Source organism: Rossellomorea sp. RS05 (assembly GCF_039822645.1).
In the GTDB taxonomy this organism is placed as follows: Bacteria; Bacillota; Bacilli; order Bacillales; family Bacillaceae_B; genus Rossellomorea; species Rossellomorea marisflavi_B.
This window is the reverse complement of the sequence record NZ_JBDKWY010000001.1, coordinates 256,153-271,128: the sequence shown is the minus strand read 5'-3', so window position 1 is coordinate 271,128 and position 14,976 is coordinate 256,153. Positions and strand designations below refer to the sequence as shown.

Here is a 14,976-nt window from a genome sequence, read left to right as displayed (position 1 = left end):
TAATACTATTCGAAATCTTTCATCGAAATCCTCCCTTGGAATACAATAAATTTGAATTGATTTTAGACAAAGATTGAGCTTTTTCGCCTTCTCCGCTACAATGGGAACAGTGTGATGCAGTGACCTCGATTGATGAGGAAATAAAGGAGTACAGGTATGAAGAAAGTGGTTTTAAGTACATTGAACGCTAAATATATCCATACAAACCTGGCCATACGATGCCTGAAAGCATATGCCGAGCCAGACTTTGATGTTGAACTTGCCGAGTATACGATTAAAGATCCCGTCTTGAATATCGCAACCGACTTATTCTCAAAGCAGCCCGACGTCATCGGGTTCAGCTGTTATATATGGAACATCGAAGAAACGATCAACGTCATCGGGATACTGAGAAAGATCATGCCCGACGTCAAGATCATCCTCGGTGGTCCTGAAGTGACCTATGACGTTCCCTACTGGCTCGAACGCCTGACGGATGTGGACTTCATCATTTTGGGTGAAGGAGAGGAATCGTTCAAACAGTTCCTTATACAAGCCAATGGAGATGAGAACTGGGATAAGGTTGCCGGTATTGCTTATATGAAAGATGATAAGCCCGTCATCCGGCCACAATCGAACAAGATCGACCTTCGTGAGGTTCCCTCTCCGTTCCGATTTGAAGAAGATCTCGATCAGCTTTCAAAAAGGGTAACCTATATTGAAACGAGCAGAGGCTGTCCGTTCAGATGCCAATTCTGTTTATCTTCCATTGAAGTCGGTGTCCGTTACTTTGACAGAGAGAAGGTCAAAGAAGATATCAGGTTCCTCATGCAGAACGGGGCCAAAACAATCAAGTTTGTGGACCGCACCTTCAATATCAGCCGAAGCTATGCCATGGAGATGTTCCAATTCCTTATTGATGAGCATCTGCCGGGTACCGTCTTCCAGTTCGAGATCACAGCGGACATCATGCGCCCTGAAGTGATCGAGTTCTTGAATCACAACGCCCCTGCCGGTTTATTCCGCTTCGAAATCGGCGTGCAGTCCACCAATGATGAGACCAATGATCTCGTGATGAGAAGGCAGAACTATGATAAATTGACAAGAACCGTCACCATGGTCAAAGATGGCGGAAAGATCGACCAGCATTTGGATCTTATCGCCGGACTGCCGGAAGAAGATTATCATTCGTTCAAAAAGACCTTTAATGATGTATTCCAACTAAGGCCGGAAGAGCTTCAGCTCGGCTTCCTGAAGATGCTGAGGGATACAGGCCTCAGAATACGTGCAAACGATCATCAGTACACCTATATGGACCACTCTCCGTATGAAATACTCGGGAATAATATCCTATCTTTTGACGATATCGTCCGGATCAAACAAGTGGAAGACGTACTGGAAAAATACTGGAACGACCACCGCATGGACCAGACGATTGAATACCTCGTCTCAGAAGTATTCGAGACTCCATTCGATTTCTTCCAGGAGTTCGGTTCCTACTGGGAAGGCAAGGGGTGGTCACGGATCGGTCACCAGCTTGAAGACCTGTTCAAGAGGCTTCGCGAATTCCTCTCGACCAAAGAAGGGTTATCCCTTTCGATTGTTGAAGGCCTTATGAAGTTGGATTATCTCCAAAATCAAAAATACAAGCCGAGAAAACCATGGTGGAGCAACACGATGACCAAGGAACAGCGCTCATCACTCTATCAGGAAATCCTCGCCTCCCCTGTACGCGCGGGAGCAGAGTTCATGGAGATGAACCTTTCGGAGAAAGATCTGTATAAGCATACGATGCTGGAGTCCATTACCGGGACAGATGGGAAGGACGGCTATGTCCTCGCCTATTTCGAACCTTCCACGGGTCGCTCCACCCTCTTCCCCGTCGTTGTTTCCTGATTTCTCTTCAAATAAAAAATGTTAAGCGAAATCGCTTAACATTTTTTATTTGCTTCTTTTTTCTTTAATTCCTTACGGGATGCTTCCATCAATTTGGCTGCATTCATGTCCCCGAACTCAAGACCGAACTCTTCACGTACGTTCAGTTCGTTTTTCTTTTCATGTTTCTTCATTGTCCATTCCCCTGTTTGCCGTGTTTGGAATTGCGGTTTGCCGCCTTCCCTGGATCTTCTCCATTCATGAACTCTGAAGATACTTCTGTTTCCTGTTTATTCTTCTTGGGGGTCTTGTTGTTCTTCTCTGCTGCATCCCATTGGGCTTTTCGTTTCATGTTCATTCAGCTCCTTTAAGGATATCTTCCCCTCAGGTGCTCGGTGACATACTGAAAACGATTGCCAAGAGCGTCTTCAGCATCAACCAATGATCAGACGCTCTTTCGGATAATGATAATTCGCTTTTTTCTCTTTCCCGCCGATCATGAACAGGAATGAAAGGATGCCGACCCGTCCGATGAACATGAGGATCATGATGACACATTTGCCTATGACGCTCAAATCCGGGGTGATTCCAAGGGATAATCCAGTTGTTCCGAAGGCAGAACAAACTTCAAAGATGATTTCAATAAGGGTGTGATCTTCCGTGATGGTCAAAATGATCACAGAGGTGAAGCATAGAAGCACTGCCACCATGGTGACGACCAGGGATTTCAGTACGTCCTGCTGATGGATTTCCCTCCGGAAGATCTTGATGGTCTGATTCCCTTTGGCAAAATGATAAAGGAATAAAAGGTTCAACGCGAAGGTCGTTGTCCTGATTCCCCCTCCAACAGAACTTGGAGAGGCACCGATGAACATCATCCCGCTAAGCATCATGAGCGTCGGAAGTGAAAATTCGGCAAGGTTCATGGTGGCGAGGCCACCGCTCCTTGTCGATGCCGACTGGAAGAACGCATAGAAGAAAGCTTCGTGCCAGCTCATCCCTTGGAAAAAGTGATTGAATTCCATCACGATGATCAAAAGGGTGCCCACGATAAGCAAAAGCCCAAACGTGGTGGTTGTAATCTTCGTAAACAAGGAAAAATGATGGCGTTTCTTTTCTTTATTCATGATGAAATTCTTGACCTCGATCAATACAGGGAACCCGATGGCCCCCAATGTGATCAGGATGACTGTTATTACCTGCACAAAATAATCATGCTTGAATGGTATGAAGGATTGTCCGGTTATATCGAAACCGGCATTGGTGGTGGCACTGACGGATGCGAATAATCCGTGCATATATGCTTCCTGCCAAGATGGATAATAACTTAAGAAATAGGTTCCCAATACAACGGCTCCTACGATTTCAATAAGGATGACCAACAGGAGGATTTGCTTAAGCAGATTGACCAATCCCGAAAGATTCATCTGATTCTGATCGGTCATGATCAACTGTCTTTCTTTGAGCCCGATCCGCTTCCCCAATAACAACCAGAAAAAGGTCCCGAGGGTCATGATTCCGATACCACCGAATTGGAGGACAAAGATCAGTATGAAAATCCCCAGCGTATTGAACGTATCAGGCGTACTGACGACAGCCAGCCCCGTCACGCTTACGGCACTGACCGATGTAAAAAGCGCATCGATGAAGCTCCAATCCGCCCCTCTTTTGTGAGCCACAGGCAGGCTGAGTAATAAGGTTGAAAGGGTGATCGCCAATAAGTAGTAGGTGACGATCACACGCGTTGGTGTTAGTTTGCTTATATGTAATTTGAGTTTGAGCCACATAGCGTCGTTTCCTTTCCAGTATGGTGATTCCTACCTTATCTTAATGAATTCTTGTTGAGATTGAAAGGAAAACCTTTAAATTAGTGTTCCTGAAACTTGATCCTGTGATACCCTGTCCAAACTCTGCAACTTCCTCGAAATTTTACCACACATGAACATCTGCCTTTATCAAATAATATCCTTACAGAAGCATATTGTTTCTAGTACAAACAGACTGGAGGAGACAAGCATGGCACGAAGCAGCAATAAATTATTGGTTCCTGGTGTGGAGCAATACCTTGATCAAGTGAAATATGAAATCGCTCAGGAATTCGGTGTGAACCTTGGTTCAGACACTGTAGCCCGTTCAAACGGATCAGTTGGCGGAGAAATCACTAAGCGTCTGGTACAACAAGCTCAATCACATTTATCTGGACAATCAACTAAATAATATGGATAACAAAAGCCGGCAGTTTCTGCCGGCTTTTCTTTAATCATCTTGTTTATGGTTCTTTTTCCAGCCTTCCTTCTTGCCCTGGTCCTCTCCCCTTTTGCCTGGGTTTTCATCCCCTTTTGGACCTTCTTTTTCCTTCATGCGATGGTCGTGTTTATCTGCTTCCTTCTGTTTGTCGCCCTGTTTGTTCTTTTTTTCCTGCTGGCTCGGGGGTGACCATTCTTCTTGCTTTTTTGTCGTATCTGACTTGTCGTTTCCCCGTTCTTTCTGCTCATGGCGCTTATGAGGCTGAGCAGGTCTTTTTTTCGGTGGGGTGACTTTCTTTTTTTCTTTTTCTTGTTTCCTTTGAGGGTTTGCTTTTTGCTCGGGAACGGCTTCTTTTTCCTCTTCTTTATTTGTATTGTCTTCCCTGCCTGCGGCATCGCTTTTCGTTTTGTCTTTGGCCGGTGGCTGAACAGAAGGCCTGTCACCCTCTTTAGGTTCCACTGTCTTCACCTTATCCTCTGGAGCTTCGTCGACCGTCTTCTCTTGCTCTTTCATCAAGTGCCCTGCCGTCACCCCGTTTTCATGGGCCTCTTTCCGTTCTTCCCGGCTGGCTTCTTTATAGGTGATGGTTACGGGTCTCGATTGATTCTCATCTTCGATCATTGAGTAAATGCTATTAATAAAGCTCTCTTTGGCTTTTCCGTCTTTTTCTTCAGGGAATGAAGAAGTCATATAGATGTGATCCGTTTCAGTGAAGTATCCCAGCTCTTCACATAAATCAAAGATCTTCGCTGTAACCTTCTCTGCTTTTGAGTTTCGCCACTTATGAAGGGACGATAGGATTTCATCTCCTTCTTCATTGTACGAAACGATATCAAGCACCTGTTTTTCTTCATCCAGCGTCAATTCGAGACTCGGATTGATGTCAAGAGACACGTAGGCATATGCCTTTCTATCCTCGGTCAATGTGCTTGGAAGCAAGATTAGCAGAAGAGCAAAGACTGCACATGAAGCGAGAAGAACCTTCCAACGCATCCTTCCTGATCGGCGTCCTGCATAGAACCGTTCTCCCGTCACTGGAAAAAACGGGATCTCTTCACCGATTGAATACTGTTGATGAGGATGCTTCTTCCCTTTGATGAACTCCCCTTCAGCGGTCATCATAACGAGGGCGTCCGACTTGATATCCATGATGATCCCTTTTTTCATCAGCCTAACCTGCCTTTTAAGTAATCCTTTAAATAAACATAATCGCCCATAAGAATCAAGCACATGGCGATGATATACTTACGATTCCGTTCTATGGTCTTCCTGCTCACACTTACCGTCTTTTCTAGTTTTTTTATCGGTAAACGCTTTTTCGCCAGTAGGTAGTCCTTGAATTCCATTTCATTGACGACAATCATGGAAATATTGATGGCATTCATCCGTGCATCTTCATGTTTTGGTGAAGCGTCGATCAGATCTTCAAAGGTAAGATTGTATTCTTCCAGCTGTTTCGTGAACTGTAGAATTTCCTCCCGCCTTAGCCTCGCATCCTCTTTTCTCTGGTACTCATCGACTGCTGCAAGCTGCTCGATATGGAGTGACGGAAGATCTTCATCATCGGTATTGTTCATGTCCACACTTATATCTTGGTACTTTCCATTTTTACGGATATAATCAATGACCTTCCTCTTGATGATCACTTCTGAGAAGCTGATGAATGATGAACCCTTTTCGGTATTGTACTTGACGATCGCATCATGAAAAGCGATCAATCCGATGCTGAACTCATCATCGCTCTCGGTAATATATCGTTTACAGACGGAGGATACCGTCTTTTTTATGAATGGCTTGTATTCATCCAACAAACTTGAAAGTAACTCTTCTTCTCCGTTTTGGATCCGGACCGCTTTTTCCTCGATGGTCGTTTTCCTTTTGACCAGCGAGAGTAATAGTAGATTGAGCATCGGTTCCCCTCCATCCTGCACCCTATTATACTAAGAAGCACCCTAGTTTCAAAGGATATACCCACAGGAAAGGGTTGACATTCAACCTTTTGCTGAAAACAATCGATTGTTTCTATAAAGGGTTTTCGTACAATCCGGAATTTTTGAGGGGGTCATATGTAATAAAAGGTGGTTGGACAAATTTAGAGACGTATCATTTCATGACGAACACGATCACTCTAGGTTCTAAATACCGCTTATAATTTCCGTGCAAGCTTTCGCTCTCGGCGGATAGCTCGTGAGCCTCCACGGCAAGCCTTTCACATGAGCCCGCAGGAGACTTCGTCTTGCACCCCAATCAACCGCTAGTAACAATGAAGTATGACTGGTCATAAAACAAATAAAAAAACCGAATTCAATTGCCTTAGGCAATTGAATTCGGTTTTTACTATGACTATTGTTAAGACCCTGTTTGGGCTGCATTTGCCCGCTTCTTCGACAAGAGGTATCCGCCGATGGAAAGGATGATCAAAACGGTCCAGAAGATCAGTTTCCATACTTTGGACTCTGGGAAATGATGATCCAGTATTGCGACATCCGGATGGGCGAGGGTGAACACGGCAAGCTTGACACCGACCCAGCCTACGATAAGAAATGCTGCAGATTCCAGAGTGGGATATTTTTCTAGAAGCTTGACGAACCATGTAGCGGCGAAACGCATAATCACTAGACCGATGACCCCACCAAGGAACATGATGGTAAACTGTCCACCATCGATCCCTCCGACTTCGAACCATCCTGTCGGTCTCAGCGTTACGGCCAGGGCCACAGCGGCAAGCATGGAGTCTACCGCAAAGGCGATATCAGCAAGCTCAACTTTCAGGACGGTCATCCAGAAACCTGATCCTTTATTCTCAGCGTTATCAACAGCTCCTTCACCCTTACGCTTCTTGATGAAGTGATGGATGGCGACGTAGAACAGGTAGATGGCTCCGATTGCCTGCACCTGCCAAACATTCACAAGGAATGAGATGAGGAAAAGGGCGGCGAAACGGAAGATAAAAGCTCCCATCAATCCATAGAACAACGCTTTCTTCCGCTGCTCTTCAGGTAGATGTTTGACCATGACGGCCATGACGACTGCATTGTCGGCTGCAAGGATTCCTTCCAAACCGATGAGGATGAGGAGTACCCATCCATATTCTAATAACATTGATGCATCCATACTATAAGTCCCTCCCAATGATAAAGTTAGTTTTCCATCAGGCAAGGATTTTTATCAAAAGAAAAAGACCCTTGCCTAAATAAGGCAAAGGTCTTGCTTAGCATAGTTGATATGCCAACAAAGCCGATGGGCATAACCCATGAACTGACGACTTTGTTTAGGTGTGAACCTATAGCTACTCCCCTTTGACAGGTAGAAAACGTTTAATTTATACCTGAATCGTACCTTATTTCCCCCAAGATGTAAAGAATAAATTCATCTGGTGAGCCGGATTACGATGGCTCTAACAAAAAAGCCTACCGCTACGCCAGGAATGACGAACAGCATCGGCAGGAAAATGGGACCGATGAATGCTCCGAACAGGTGGACCTTCGGGGAGACCATCAGGCCGACCGTCACAAAGTATGCCGAAAAAACAAATGGAAGATAGCTGAGTTTTTCCTTTTCATTTGAAGCAATCTTATACGCATCCCACATAGCGAACATGTATAAACAGGGATAGAACATCAGCCACTGATAATCTATGACTTCTGCGGCTTTTTTTGTCTCACCCAAAAAACTGTACATAATGGCCAGGTTGAAGTCGCTCATGACATTGATGAAAATCTCCAAAAGGACCAGGAGTGCCCCTTTGAACCACAATCCGACGAGAAGCTGAGGAAAGCCAGGCAGTGCAATGCTCCAAAGAATGGCTTCAAGTTTTGTGATGGATGTTTTCACGCGGCATCTGCCTCACGTTCACTGGTAATGGGTGATGGATGGAAAATGGCATTCTGGACTCCTCCTAGCTTCTTCTCCCCCTATTGTGACCAATCTCCTCCTAAATATGTCAGCATACATCAATTCTGTTCGATCATAACGGTCACCGCTCCGACCGCTGTGTATCCCTTCCGAACCAAGAAAGCCGAACCCCTATAGGGTCCGGCTCCATTCCTTAATCCATACTTTTCCTAGATGCTCTTCTCCGTGTCTCTTTATCAAAAAGACTGTAGATGACGGGGATGATATACACAGTCAGCAGCGTGCTGGTGAGTAACCCTCCAATTACAGCAATGGCCATGGGCTGATTGATTTCTGTTCCTTCACCCAATCCAAGGGCAAGTGGGACGAGTCCAAGAATCGTCGTCAGCGCTGTCATTAGAATCGGACGGATCCGGTCCTGTGAGGCAGTGACAATGGCTTCAAAACTCCCCATCCCTTCTTCCTTGCGCTGTTTGATATAATCGACGATGACGATGGCATTGTTCACGACAATACCTGCCAGTATGATGACTCCGATCACGGCCGGGACACTGATCGGGGTCTCGGTCAGGAATAGGCCCAGTGCGACACCGATGACCATAAGCGGAACCGTGAACATAATAACGAACGGATACTTGAATGATTCGAACTGGGCAGCCATGACCAAATATACCAAAACAAGAGCCAGGGCCAGAGCGAGGATCATATCATTGATTGAATCGTCCAGAAGCTCTTTTTCCCCAGAGAAAGATACTTGGGTTTCTTCAGGAAGATCGAGCTTGGTGATTTCCTTTTCCACATTTTTGGATATCGTTCCGAGGTTCGTACTAGACGCATAATTGACCGTGAACTGAACAGCCGACTGCTGATCGATCCGTTTGATGCTAACCGGTCCGTCTTCAATAGAGAAATTAACGACCGAGTCCAGTTTGATGAATTTTCCCTGACCATTAGGAATCAGGAGTTTCTTCAACGAATCCAGATTTTCGGTGATGTCACGGTCATATTTGACGAATACGCTTACGACTTCTGAGTCCTCCGTGACAATCTGTGTAGCCGTGACCCCTCTAGTCACATCCTGAACCAGTGAACCGATTTGTGAAGGAGCGAGACCTTGATCGAGGGCTTTCGCACGATCAACCTTCATCTGAACTTCCTTGATCGTTTCCATTCGATCCGTCGAGACCTCGTTTACATCATCCATCCCTTCTAATTCCTTTTGAAGCTTTTCAACTCCATCATCCAGCCGCTTTTCATTCGTATCTCTCAGATTGAAGGTAAGGGTCTGAGGGCTGGATCCAGAAGTCGATTGTAGATTGAATACGATGTTTGCCGTATCATTTTGTCCTTTTGCCGCTTTCTCCAATTTCGGCTTTACTTCATCGGCAAATGAGAAGATGGACTGCTTGCGTTCGTCAAAAGGCTTCATCTTCACATAAATCTCGGCAATATTCCCTGACTTTCCTCCCCTGAATGACTGCTCTTGATCAGTCCCCACGAGGCTGACAGCTGTTTGGACATTCGTTTCGTTTTCAAGCTCTTCTTCAATCGCTTTGACGACAGCGTTCGTTTCATTAACGGAAGAACCGTTTTCTAGTTCCACCCTCATGGTAAAGAATCCTTCATCTGTCGCCGGCAGGAATTCCGTTCCTACCTTCGTGACTCCCCAACTGCTCACACCGAGCATAACAAGGGTAGCCAAGAGGACAATGGTTCGATGGGACAAGGCCCACTCCACCGATCGCTTGAACCGGCTCCGTGATTTCGATCTTCTTCTTCTTGCTTCAAGATTTCCTTTCGGCTCCTTGAGCATGCGGCTTGCCATCATCGGTACAACGGTCAGGGCCACAACAAGTGAGGCAAAGAGGCTGAAGGATATGGTCAAGGCAAATTCAGTGAAGATTTCCCCTATGAGCCCGGAAATGAACACGACGGGAAGGAAGACTGCGACGGTTGTCAGGGTGGAAGCAGTGATGGCTCCTCCCACTTCCTTCGCCCCTTCACTGGCTGCCTGTTTCCGTGGTTTCCCCATGGCAAGGTGCCTGTAGATGTTTTCAATGACGACAATCGAGTTATCGACAAGCATACCGATACCGAGTGCAAGGGCACCAAGGGTCATGATATTCAGGCTAAAGCCTGCAAAGAACATCAGAACAAAGGTCACGACCACTGAATATGGAATGGAAACCCCTACGATCAGAGGACTTCTGACGTTCCTCAAGAATAGGAAGAGGACCATCATGGCAAACACGCCTCCAAGAAGGAGGGAGTTCGTGATGCTTCCAATGGCGTCGGTGATATAATCCCCTTGATCGAAAAGTACTTCTGCATCTACATCTTTATATTGTTTCTGTTTAAGGAGGTCATTCAATCCCGACTGGAATGCCTTTGACACCGTAGCGGTATTGGCATCCGATTGCTGAAGCACGCTGAACAGGACAGCAGGCTTTTGATCGGCACGGGTGTATGTATTATCATCCACCGGTTTCATCTTCACATCAGCCACATCGGAAAGCGGTACTTTCTTACCTGTTTTGGGATCGACCGTTACGGTGAGCTCCTCGATTTCCTTCACCGACTTCAGTTCGCTCATGACCCGTGTCGTGAGCGTCTTCCCTTCCGTATCGATTGTATCCCCCGGTGATGTGATGTTATTGCTGCGGAGGGTATTTACGATATCATTCTGGCTAAGCCCTTTATTCTCGAGGGCATCTTGGTCAAGATTGACCGTGATTTCATCTTCGAAAGAACCGGTAACGTTTACGTTGGCGACTCCTTCAACACGATTGAGTTCAAGTTTCATCCGCTCCGCCAACGTCCGAAGGGAAGCATTATCCCCATCCGCTTTCAATGAGAACTGGATGATGGGAAATTGTGCGGGGTCGAATTTCAGGAATCTCGGTTTATCCGCTTCTTCGGGAAGTGGTGCCTGATCAATCCGCTGCAGGACATCATTCTCAATTTCTTCAATGGATGTGGACCAAGAGAATTCCATAAGGATGAAATTCGATCCTTCTTGTGCAGTAGACTGGACGTTTTTCAATCCCGGGAGAGTGGAAAGGCTTTCTTCAAGGGGCTTCGTTACTTTTTCTACCACTTCTTGCGGTCCTGCCCCTGGGTAAGATGTCACGACCACCGCTACTGGTGGATTAAGATCCGGAATCAGTTTAAGGGGGATCTTGGACAGGGATACCCCTCCAAGAATCAGGATCAGGATCATGGTGACGATTGTGAATACCGGTCTACGTATGGAAAAATCACTTATTTTCAAACGGTGTCTTTCCCCTTTCTCTATTATCTTGTTGATAGTATCAACTATAAAGGGTAAAGGAAAATCCTTCAATCTATAAGATGCACTTGCATCATATTGTGCGCCTATCGTCATAATTCCTATCTTTCTGCAAACAATACATCATAACCTCACATGTAAGGAGAACGAATGATGACTAATTCCGTCCCGTTTTTGATTCTCGTCATACTTTCATTGATAATCCTCGGATTCCTCATGATGACAAATCGGGATCAAGCCGGTAAGATCGTCGTCTTCTGGTTTTTCATCTCTGGATTGGCTTATGTGTTTGAGTTCCTTATTTTTATCCTCGGGGGAAGCTATGAATACGATCCCGCTATCCTTTCCAATCAATATAATGACAGCGTCCTTGGTTCGATAAGCTCTCAGGCGTTTTCAGTGCCTATTTCCCTGACCGTCATCGCCTTCAAGCGCTTGAAGTTCGGCTGGATCCTGCTTATCATCGCTTTCTTTTACTTCATCGAAAGTTGGTTCGTATCAGTAGGCATATATGAACATTTCTGGTGGAAAAGCATCTATACGAGTATATTCCTCCTTCTCGGGGCTTACCTTTCAAAGAAATGGTGGGAGAGGATGGCAGACCCGGGATTGGAAAAACTTCATTTTATCACGCTCTATTTTTCATTGTCTGTGCTCACTCTTTCGATATCATGGATTTTGTCTCCGTTGCTTGATCTTTACAAAATCCCCATTCATCTCTTCTCAGACGAAATGAGGAATTCCATTACGGGGAACAGCATTTATTCGTGGGTATGCAACTACTTCTACACCCTGACGATCTTCTATCGTCCAAATAATACTGGGGCGTTCTTGATTACCATGTTGATCCTGATAACTCTCGATTACGGACTGATTCATTTCAACTTCCTTGTAGTTCGTGGCATAGGCGGCTTCTTCACGTTACCCCTTTTCCATATCGCTATGCTCCTTTTAGGTAAAAAGCTTTTCTCCTGGTATGGATATGCGCAAAAAAAAACCGCTGAGCATTAACGCTCAGCGGATTTCCCGTCTATTTTCGTAATCGTCCAGCCTGTGAAGCCAAATAGGATGGTCAGGATGGGAGACAGTAGGCAGAAGAATGCAAACGGAAGATAGGTGAGTGTCGGTACACCTAGCACCTCTGCAATGAAGATACCGCTCACTCCCCACGGTACAAGGGCGTTGATGACCGTCCCGGCGTCTTCAAGGGTCCTGGAGAGGTTCTTTGGATGAAGTCCGATTTTTTTGTACTGGTCCTTGAATGCTTCCCCAGTTAACAGGATGGAGAGGTATTGCTCCCCGACTGCAAAGTTCAATCCGATTGCCGTCATGGCCGTAGTAAAGATTGTCTTGCTTGCAGACTGAAGGATGGAACTGACCTTCTCCAAGAGAACCGGTATGATCCCGAGCTTGAATAGGAGTCCCCCCAGACTCAGAGACAGGATGACAAGTCCGATGGTAAACATCATGCTGTCGATCCCTCCCCTTGTTAACAGGGAATCCAGGGCTTCGTTCCCTGATGTTGAAACATATCCGGAAAATAGTGCATTCAAAATTGCTTTTCCACCCATCATTCCGTGAATGAATGCCAAGCCGGTTGACACGATAATGTTGATGGCGAGTGTCAGCAAAGCTGGAACCTTCATCATCACCATGACGATAAGCAGGAATAGCGGGATAAGACTGTACCAATGGATAACCCCCGTTTCACCCAATGCCTGCTTAAGGGCATTCAAGTCTCCTAGACCGGCACTTTTCCCGTTTGGTGACAGAACAGCAAAAAGGATCAACGAAATGATGAAAGCTGGGACCGTGGTCCAAGCCATATTCCTGATGTGTTCAAAAAGGTCCACCTTTACGACGGAAGAAGCAAGGTTGGTGGTATCGGATAATGGTGACATCTTATCTCCGAAAAACGCACCGGAAACGATGGCCCCGGCTGTGATCCCCATAGATAACCCCATGGTTTCGGAAATCCCGATGATGGCAACCCCGATAGTTGCTGCTGTAGTCAAGGAGCTACCTACAATCACTCCACAAAGGGCGGTGACCAAAAACGCAATCGCATAAAAATAAGCAGGGGTCAGGAAAGAAAATCCACCATACATGATGGTCTGGATCGTACCGCTCGTTAGCCAGCTCCCCACGAGCATCCCGATGAATATGAACAGGAGAATGGCACCCAGACCTCCTTGAATGCCTGAGATCATTCCTTCTTCGATTGATTTAAAGGAGACCTTTTTGACCAATCCGAAAATGGTAAGAAGGATGAGGGCAACGGCAATGGGAATATGAGGAACCGTCTCCAGTTTGATGAGAAAGGTACCGATCATGGACAGAACCATGAGGAGAATGAGGGCAGCTTCCCAGACTTTTGGCGTGTTTGAAATATGTTTGTTCAACGTATGTCACTTCCTTATCTATGCTGTTTAGTGGGAAAGGACGAAAAAAAGAACCCTCTCCCTGAAATAGGGACGAAGAGCTCTCCGCGGTACCACCCTAATTGGAACGGCCTTTAGCGTGTAACACCTAAGGCCCATCCCCACTCTATCTTTCCGATCCCTTTTTAGAGGTTACCCTCCAGAAGCAGTGTAATTCACTTAAAAGGAACTCAAGGCTTTCACCAAACCGCCTGATCTCTAATTGCTGTTCCCCTCAACCTACTATGCTGTTTCAAGATCGTTTACTATCACTATTTTCCTTAAACGCTTTTAAGCACTAAAGTAATATATGAGTATTTTATCACGGTTTTCATTTTTGTCAATCAAAAGTGAATGAAGGAACCAATGGACGCTCCATCGGCTTCCCAATAAAATAGCCTTGAGCAAGATCGATACCGATGCTTCGGCAATACTCTAGTTCTTCCTTTCTCTCGATTCCTTCCCCTAACACCGTGATGCCTCGTTCACGTGCCAGATGGATGATTTTCCGCAGAAAGGCCTGCTTGTCTGGACTCTCATCGCAATGATCGATATAGGAGCGGTCGATTTTCACATAATCGGGATTCAGGAGGGTGAGGAGTTCAGGATCAGCAAATCCCGAGCCCACATCGTCGAGTGCCACCCTCATTCCTTCCCTTTTGTATACATTCAATACCTTCTTCAAATGATCAATATCTTCGATTTTTTCGGTTTCTACGACCTCGAACACGAGATCATTAGGGTCGACTCCGAAGTCTTCGACGATCTGGAATGAGTGACGCAAACAAAATTCCGGATTGTAGATGGTGGATGGAAGGAAATTGATAAAGCTTTTCACACCGCGTGGAACGTATTTACTCTTCGCCTCTATGGCTGCACGCCTCGCTTTCTGGTCAAGCATGGAGTGGAATCCTGTAAGAGATGCCGCTTTAAATAAAAGCCCCGGATTCAATGCCCTTGAATCACTCCTCAACAATGATTCATATCCGTGAATTTCTCCCGATGCGACATTGATAATAGGCTGGAGATGGCTGATGAATCTCTCAGACTGAATTAACGTGACGACCTCTTCATATTTAAGTCGGTAGTGGAGTTCAGAAGCGGTCATCTGGTGTTTGCCATTCAGATGAACCTGAATTTCATCGGAATGATCCGCAAGTGACTTGGCCACCCCCTCCAATTCCTCCTTGGACCGGTAGATAAACGTTTGCCCGATTGATGGTACATTCAATTGTCCTTTGGATTCATACTGCATGGTCACACCGCAATGGATGCACGTGGTTTTCATATGTCTCCCTCATTTCACAAGTC

Annotated in this window: 13 protein-coding genes and 1 riboswitch; of the genes, 3 read left to right on the top strand and 10 right to left on the bottom strand. The window is 45.8% G+C overall.

From position 1 onward, the window contains the following. The first annotated feature begins 156 nt into the window (after positions 1-156). Positions 157-1,875, top strand: a complete 1,719-nt coding sequence (locus tag ABJ225_RS01460; RefSeq protein WP_347318104.1) for a B12-binding domain-containing radical SAM protein — start codon at positions 157-159, stop codon at positions 1,873-1,875. A 35-nt stretch (positions 1,876-1,910) separates the two neighbouring features. Here ABJ225_RS01460 and ABJ225_RS01455 read toward each other — a convergent pair whose 3' ends face one another. The 3 genes from ABJ225_RS01455 to ABJ225_RS01445 form a co-directional block, all read right to left on the bottom strand. Further along, positions 1,911-2,048 carry a hypothetical protein gene (locus ABJ225_RS01455; protein ID WP_162838950.1) on the bottom strand — a complete coding sequence of 46 codons (138 nt, stop codon included), beginning with the start codon at positions 2,046-2,048 and terminating at the stop codon, positions 1,911-1,913. Beyond that, the gene (locus tag ABJ225_RS01450; protein ID WP_164468453.1) at positions 2,045-2,206 is read right to left on the bottom strand and encodes a hypothetical protein; all 162 of its coding nucleotides are present in this window, start codon (positions 2,204-2,206) and stop codon (positions 2,045-2,047) included. Before ABJ225_RS01450 ends, ABJ225_RS01455 begins: the two co-directional genes overlap by 4 nt. 82 nt (positions 2,207-2,288) lie before the next feature. Next, the gene (locus ABJ225_RS01445; RefSeq protein WP_056537684.1) at positions 2,289-3,641 is read right to left on the bottom strand and encodes a TrkH family potassium uptake protein; all 1,353 of its coding nucleotides are present in this window, start codon (positions 3,639-3,641) and stop codon (positions 2,289-2,291) included. Positions 3,642-3,870: 229 nt separating this feature from the next. Here ABJ225_RS01445 and ABJ225_RS01440 point away from each other — a divergent pair, with 229 nt between their 5' ends. Next, positions 3,871-4,071, top strand: coding sequence for an alpha/beta-type small acid-soluble spore protein (locus ABJ225_RS01440; RefSeq protein ID WP_048004262.1), 201 nt, complete (start codon positions 3,871-3,873; stop codon positions 4,069-4,071). A 39-nt stretch (positions 4,072-4,110) separates the two neighbouring features. Here ABJ225_RS01440 and ABJ225_RS01435 read toward each other — a convergent pair whose 3' ends face one another. The 5 genes from ABJ225_RS01435 to ABJ225_RS01415 all read right to left on the bottom strand — a co-directional run bounded on the left by ABJ225_RS01435 (position 4,111) and on the right by ABJ225_RS01415 (position 11,227). After that, entirely contained in the window at positions 4,111-5,268 is a 1,158-nt protein-coding gene (locus ABJ225_RS01435; RefSeq protein ID WP_347318101.1) for an anti-sigma factor domain-containing protein, read from the bottom strand. Then, a complete protein-coding gene (gene sigI, locus ABJ225_RS01430) occupies positions 5,268-6,011 on the bottom strand; it encodes an RNA polymerase sigma factor SigI (protein ID WP_056537691.1) in 744 nt (247 codons plus the stop codon). Before sigI ends, ABJ225_RS01435 begins: the two co-directional genes overlap by 1 nt. A 439-nt stretch (positions 6,012-6,450) precedes the next feature. After that, positions 6,451-7,215, bottom strand: a complete 765-nt coding sequence (locus ABJ225_RS01425; protein ID WP_056537694.1) for a TerC family protein — start codon at positions 7,213-7,215, stop codon at positions 6,451-6,453. A gap of 99 nt (positions 7,216-7,314) precedes the next feature. Continuing rightward, positions 7,315-7,411: riboswitch (yybP-ykoY riboswitch) on the bottom strand. A gap of 59 nt (positions 7,412-7,470) precedes the next feature. Beyond that, complete coding sequence (locus tag ABJ225_RS01420; protein WP_218245776.1) at positions 7,471-7,935, bottom strand: hypothetical protein; 465 nt, start codon at positions 7,933-7,935, stop codon at positions 7,471-7,473. 214 nt (positions 7,936-8,149) lie between these two features. Beyond that, positions 8,150-11,227, bottom strand: a complete 3,078-nt coding sequence (locus tag ABJ225_RS01415) for an efflux RND transporter permease subunit (protein WP_347318098.1) — start codon at positions 11,225-11,227, stop codon at positions 8,150-8,152. A 171-nt stretch (positions 11,228-11,398) separates the two neighbouring features. Between ABJ225_RS01415 and ABJ225_RS01410 the strand changes: the two genes are divergently transcribed. Continuing rightward, positions 11,399-12,256, top strand: coding sequence for a hypothetical protein (locus tag ABJ225_RS01410; RefSeq protein WP_347318096.1), 858 nt, complete (start codon positions 11,399-11,401; stop codon positions 12,254-12,256). Here ABJ225_RS01410 and nhaC read toward each other — a convergent pair. Both nhaC and ABJ225_RS01400 read right to left on the bottom strand, forming a co-directional pair. Continuing rightward, positions 12,253-13,647, bottom strand: a complete 1,395-nt coding sequence (nhaC, locus tag ABJ225_RS01405; RefSeq protein WP_347318094.1) for a Na+/H+ antiporter NhaC — start codon at positions 13,645-13,647, stop codon at positions 12,253-12,255. The two genes, ABJ225_RS01410 and nhaC, sit on opposite strands and share 4 nt — an antisense overlap. 358 nt (positions 13,648-14,005) lie before the next feature. Then, on the bottom strand, positions 14,006-14,953 hold the full coding sequence (locus ABJ225_RS01400) for an EAL domain-containing protein (RefSeq protein ID WP_347318092.1): 948 nt from the start codon (positions 14,951-14,953) through the stop codon (positions 14,006-14,008). Between the last annotated feature and the right edge of the window lie 23 nt (positions 14,954-14,976).

Excerpts from the sequence above, each read along its gene's own strand:
- ABJ225_RS01460 (WP_347318104.1), top strand. The coding sequence starts at position 157 with ATGAAGAAAGTGGTTTTAAGTACATTGAACGCTAAATATATCCATACA.
- ABJ225_RS01455 (WP_162838950.1), bottom strand. The coding sequence starts at position 2,048 with ATGAAGAAACATGAAAAGAAAAACGAACTGAACGTACGTGAAGAGTTC.
- ABJ225_RS01450 (WP_164468453.1), bottom strand. The coding sequence starts at position 2,206 with ATGAAACGAAAAGCCCAATGGGATGCAGCAGAGAAGAACAACAAGACC.
- ABJ225_RS01445 (WP_056537684.1), bottom strand. The coding sequence starts at position 3,641 with ATGTGGCTCAAACTCAAATTACATATAAGCAAACTAACACCAACGCGT.
- ABJ225_RS01440 (WP_048004262.1), top strand. The coding sequence starts at position 3,871 with ATGGCACGAAGCAGCAATAAATTATTGGTTCCTGGTGTGGAGCAATAC.
- ABJ225_RS01435 (WP_347318101.1), bottom strand. The coding sequence starts at position 5,268 with ATGAAAAAAGGGATCATCATGGATATCAAGTCGGACGCCCTCGTTATG.
- sigI (WP_056537691.1), bottom strand. The coding sequence starts at position 6,011 with ATGCTCAATCTACTATTACTCTCGCTGGTCAAAAGGAAAACGACCATC.
- ABJ225_RS01425 (WP_056537694.1), bottom strand. The coding sequence starts at position 7,215 with ATGGATGCATCAATGTTATTAGAATATGGATGGGTACTCCTCATCCTC.
- ABJ225_RS01410 (WP_347318096.1), top strand. The coding sequence starts at position 11,399 with ATGACTAATTCCGTCCCGTTTTTGATTCTCGTCATACTTTCATTGATA.
- ABJ225_RS01400 (WP_347318092.1), bottom strand. The coding sequence starts at position 14,953 with ATGAAAACCACGTGCATCCATTGCGGTGTGACCATGCAGTATGAATCC.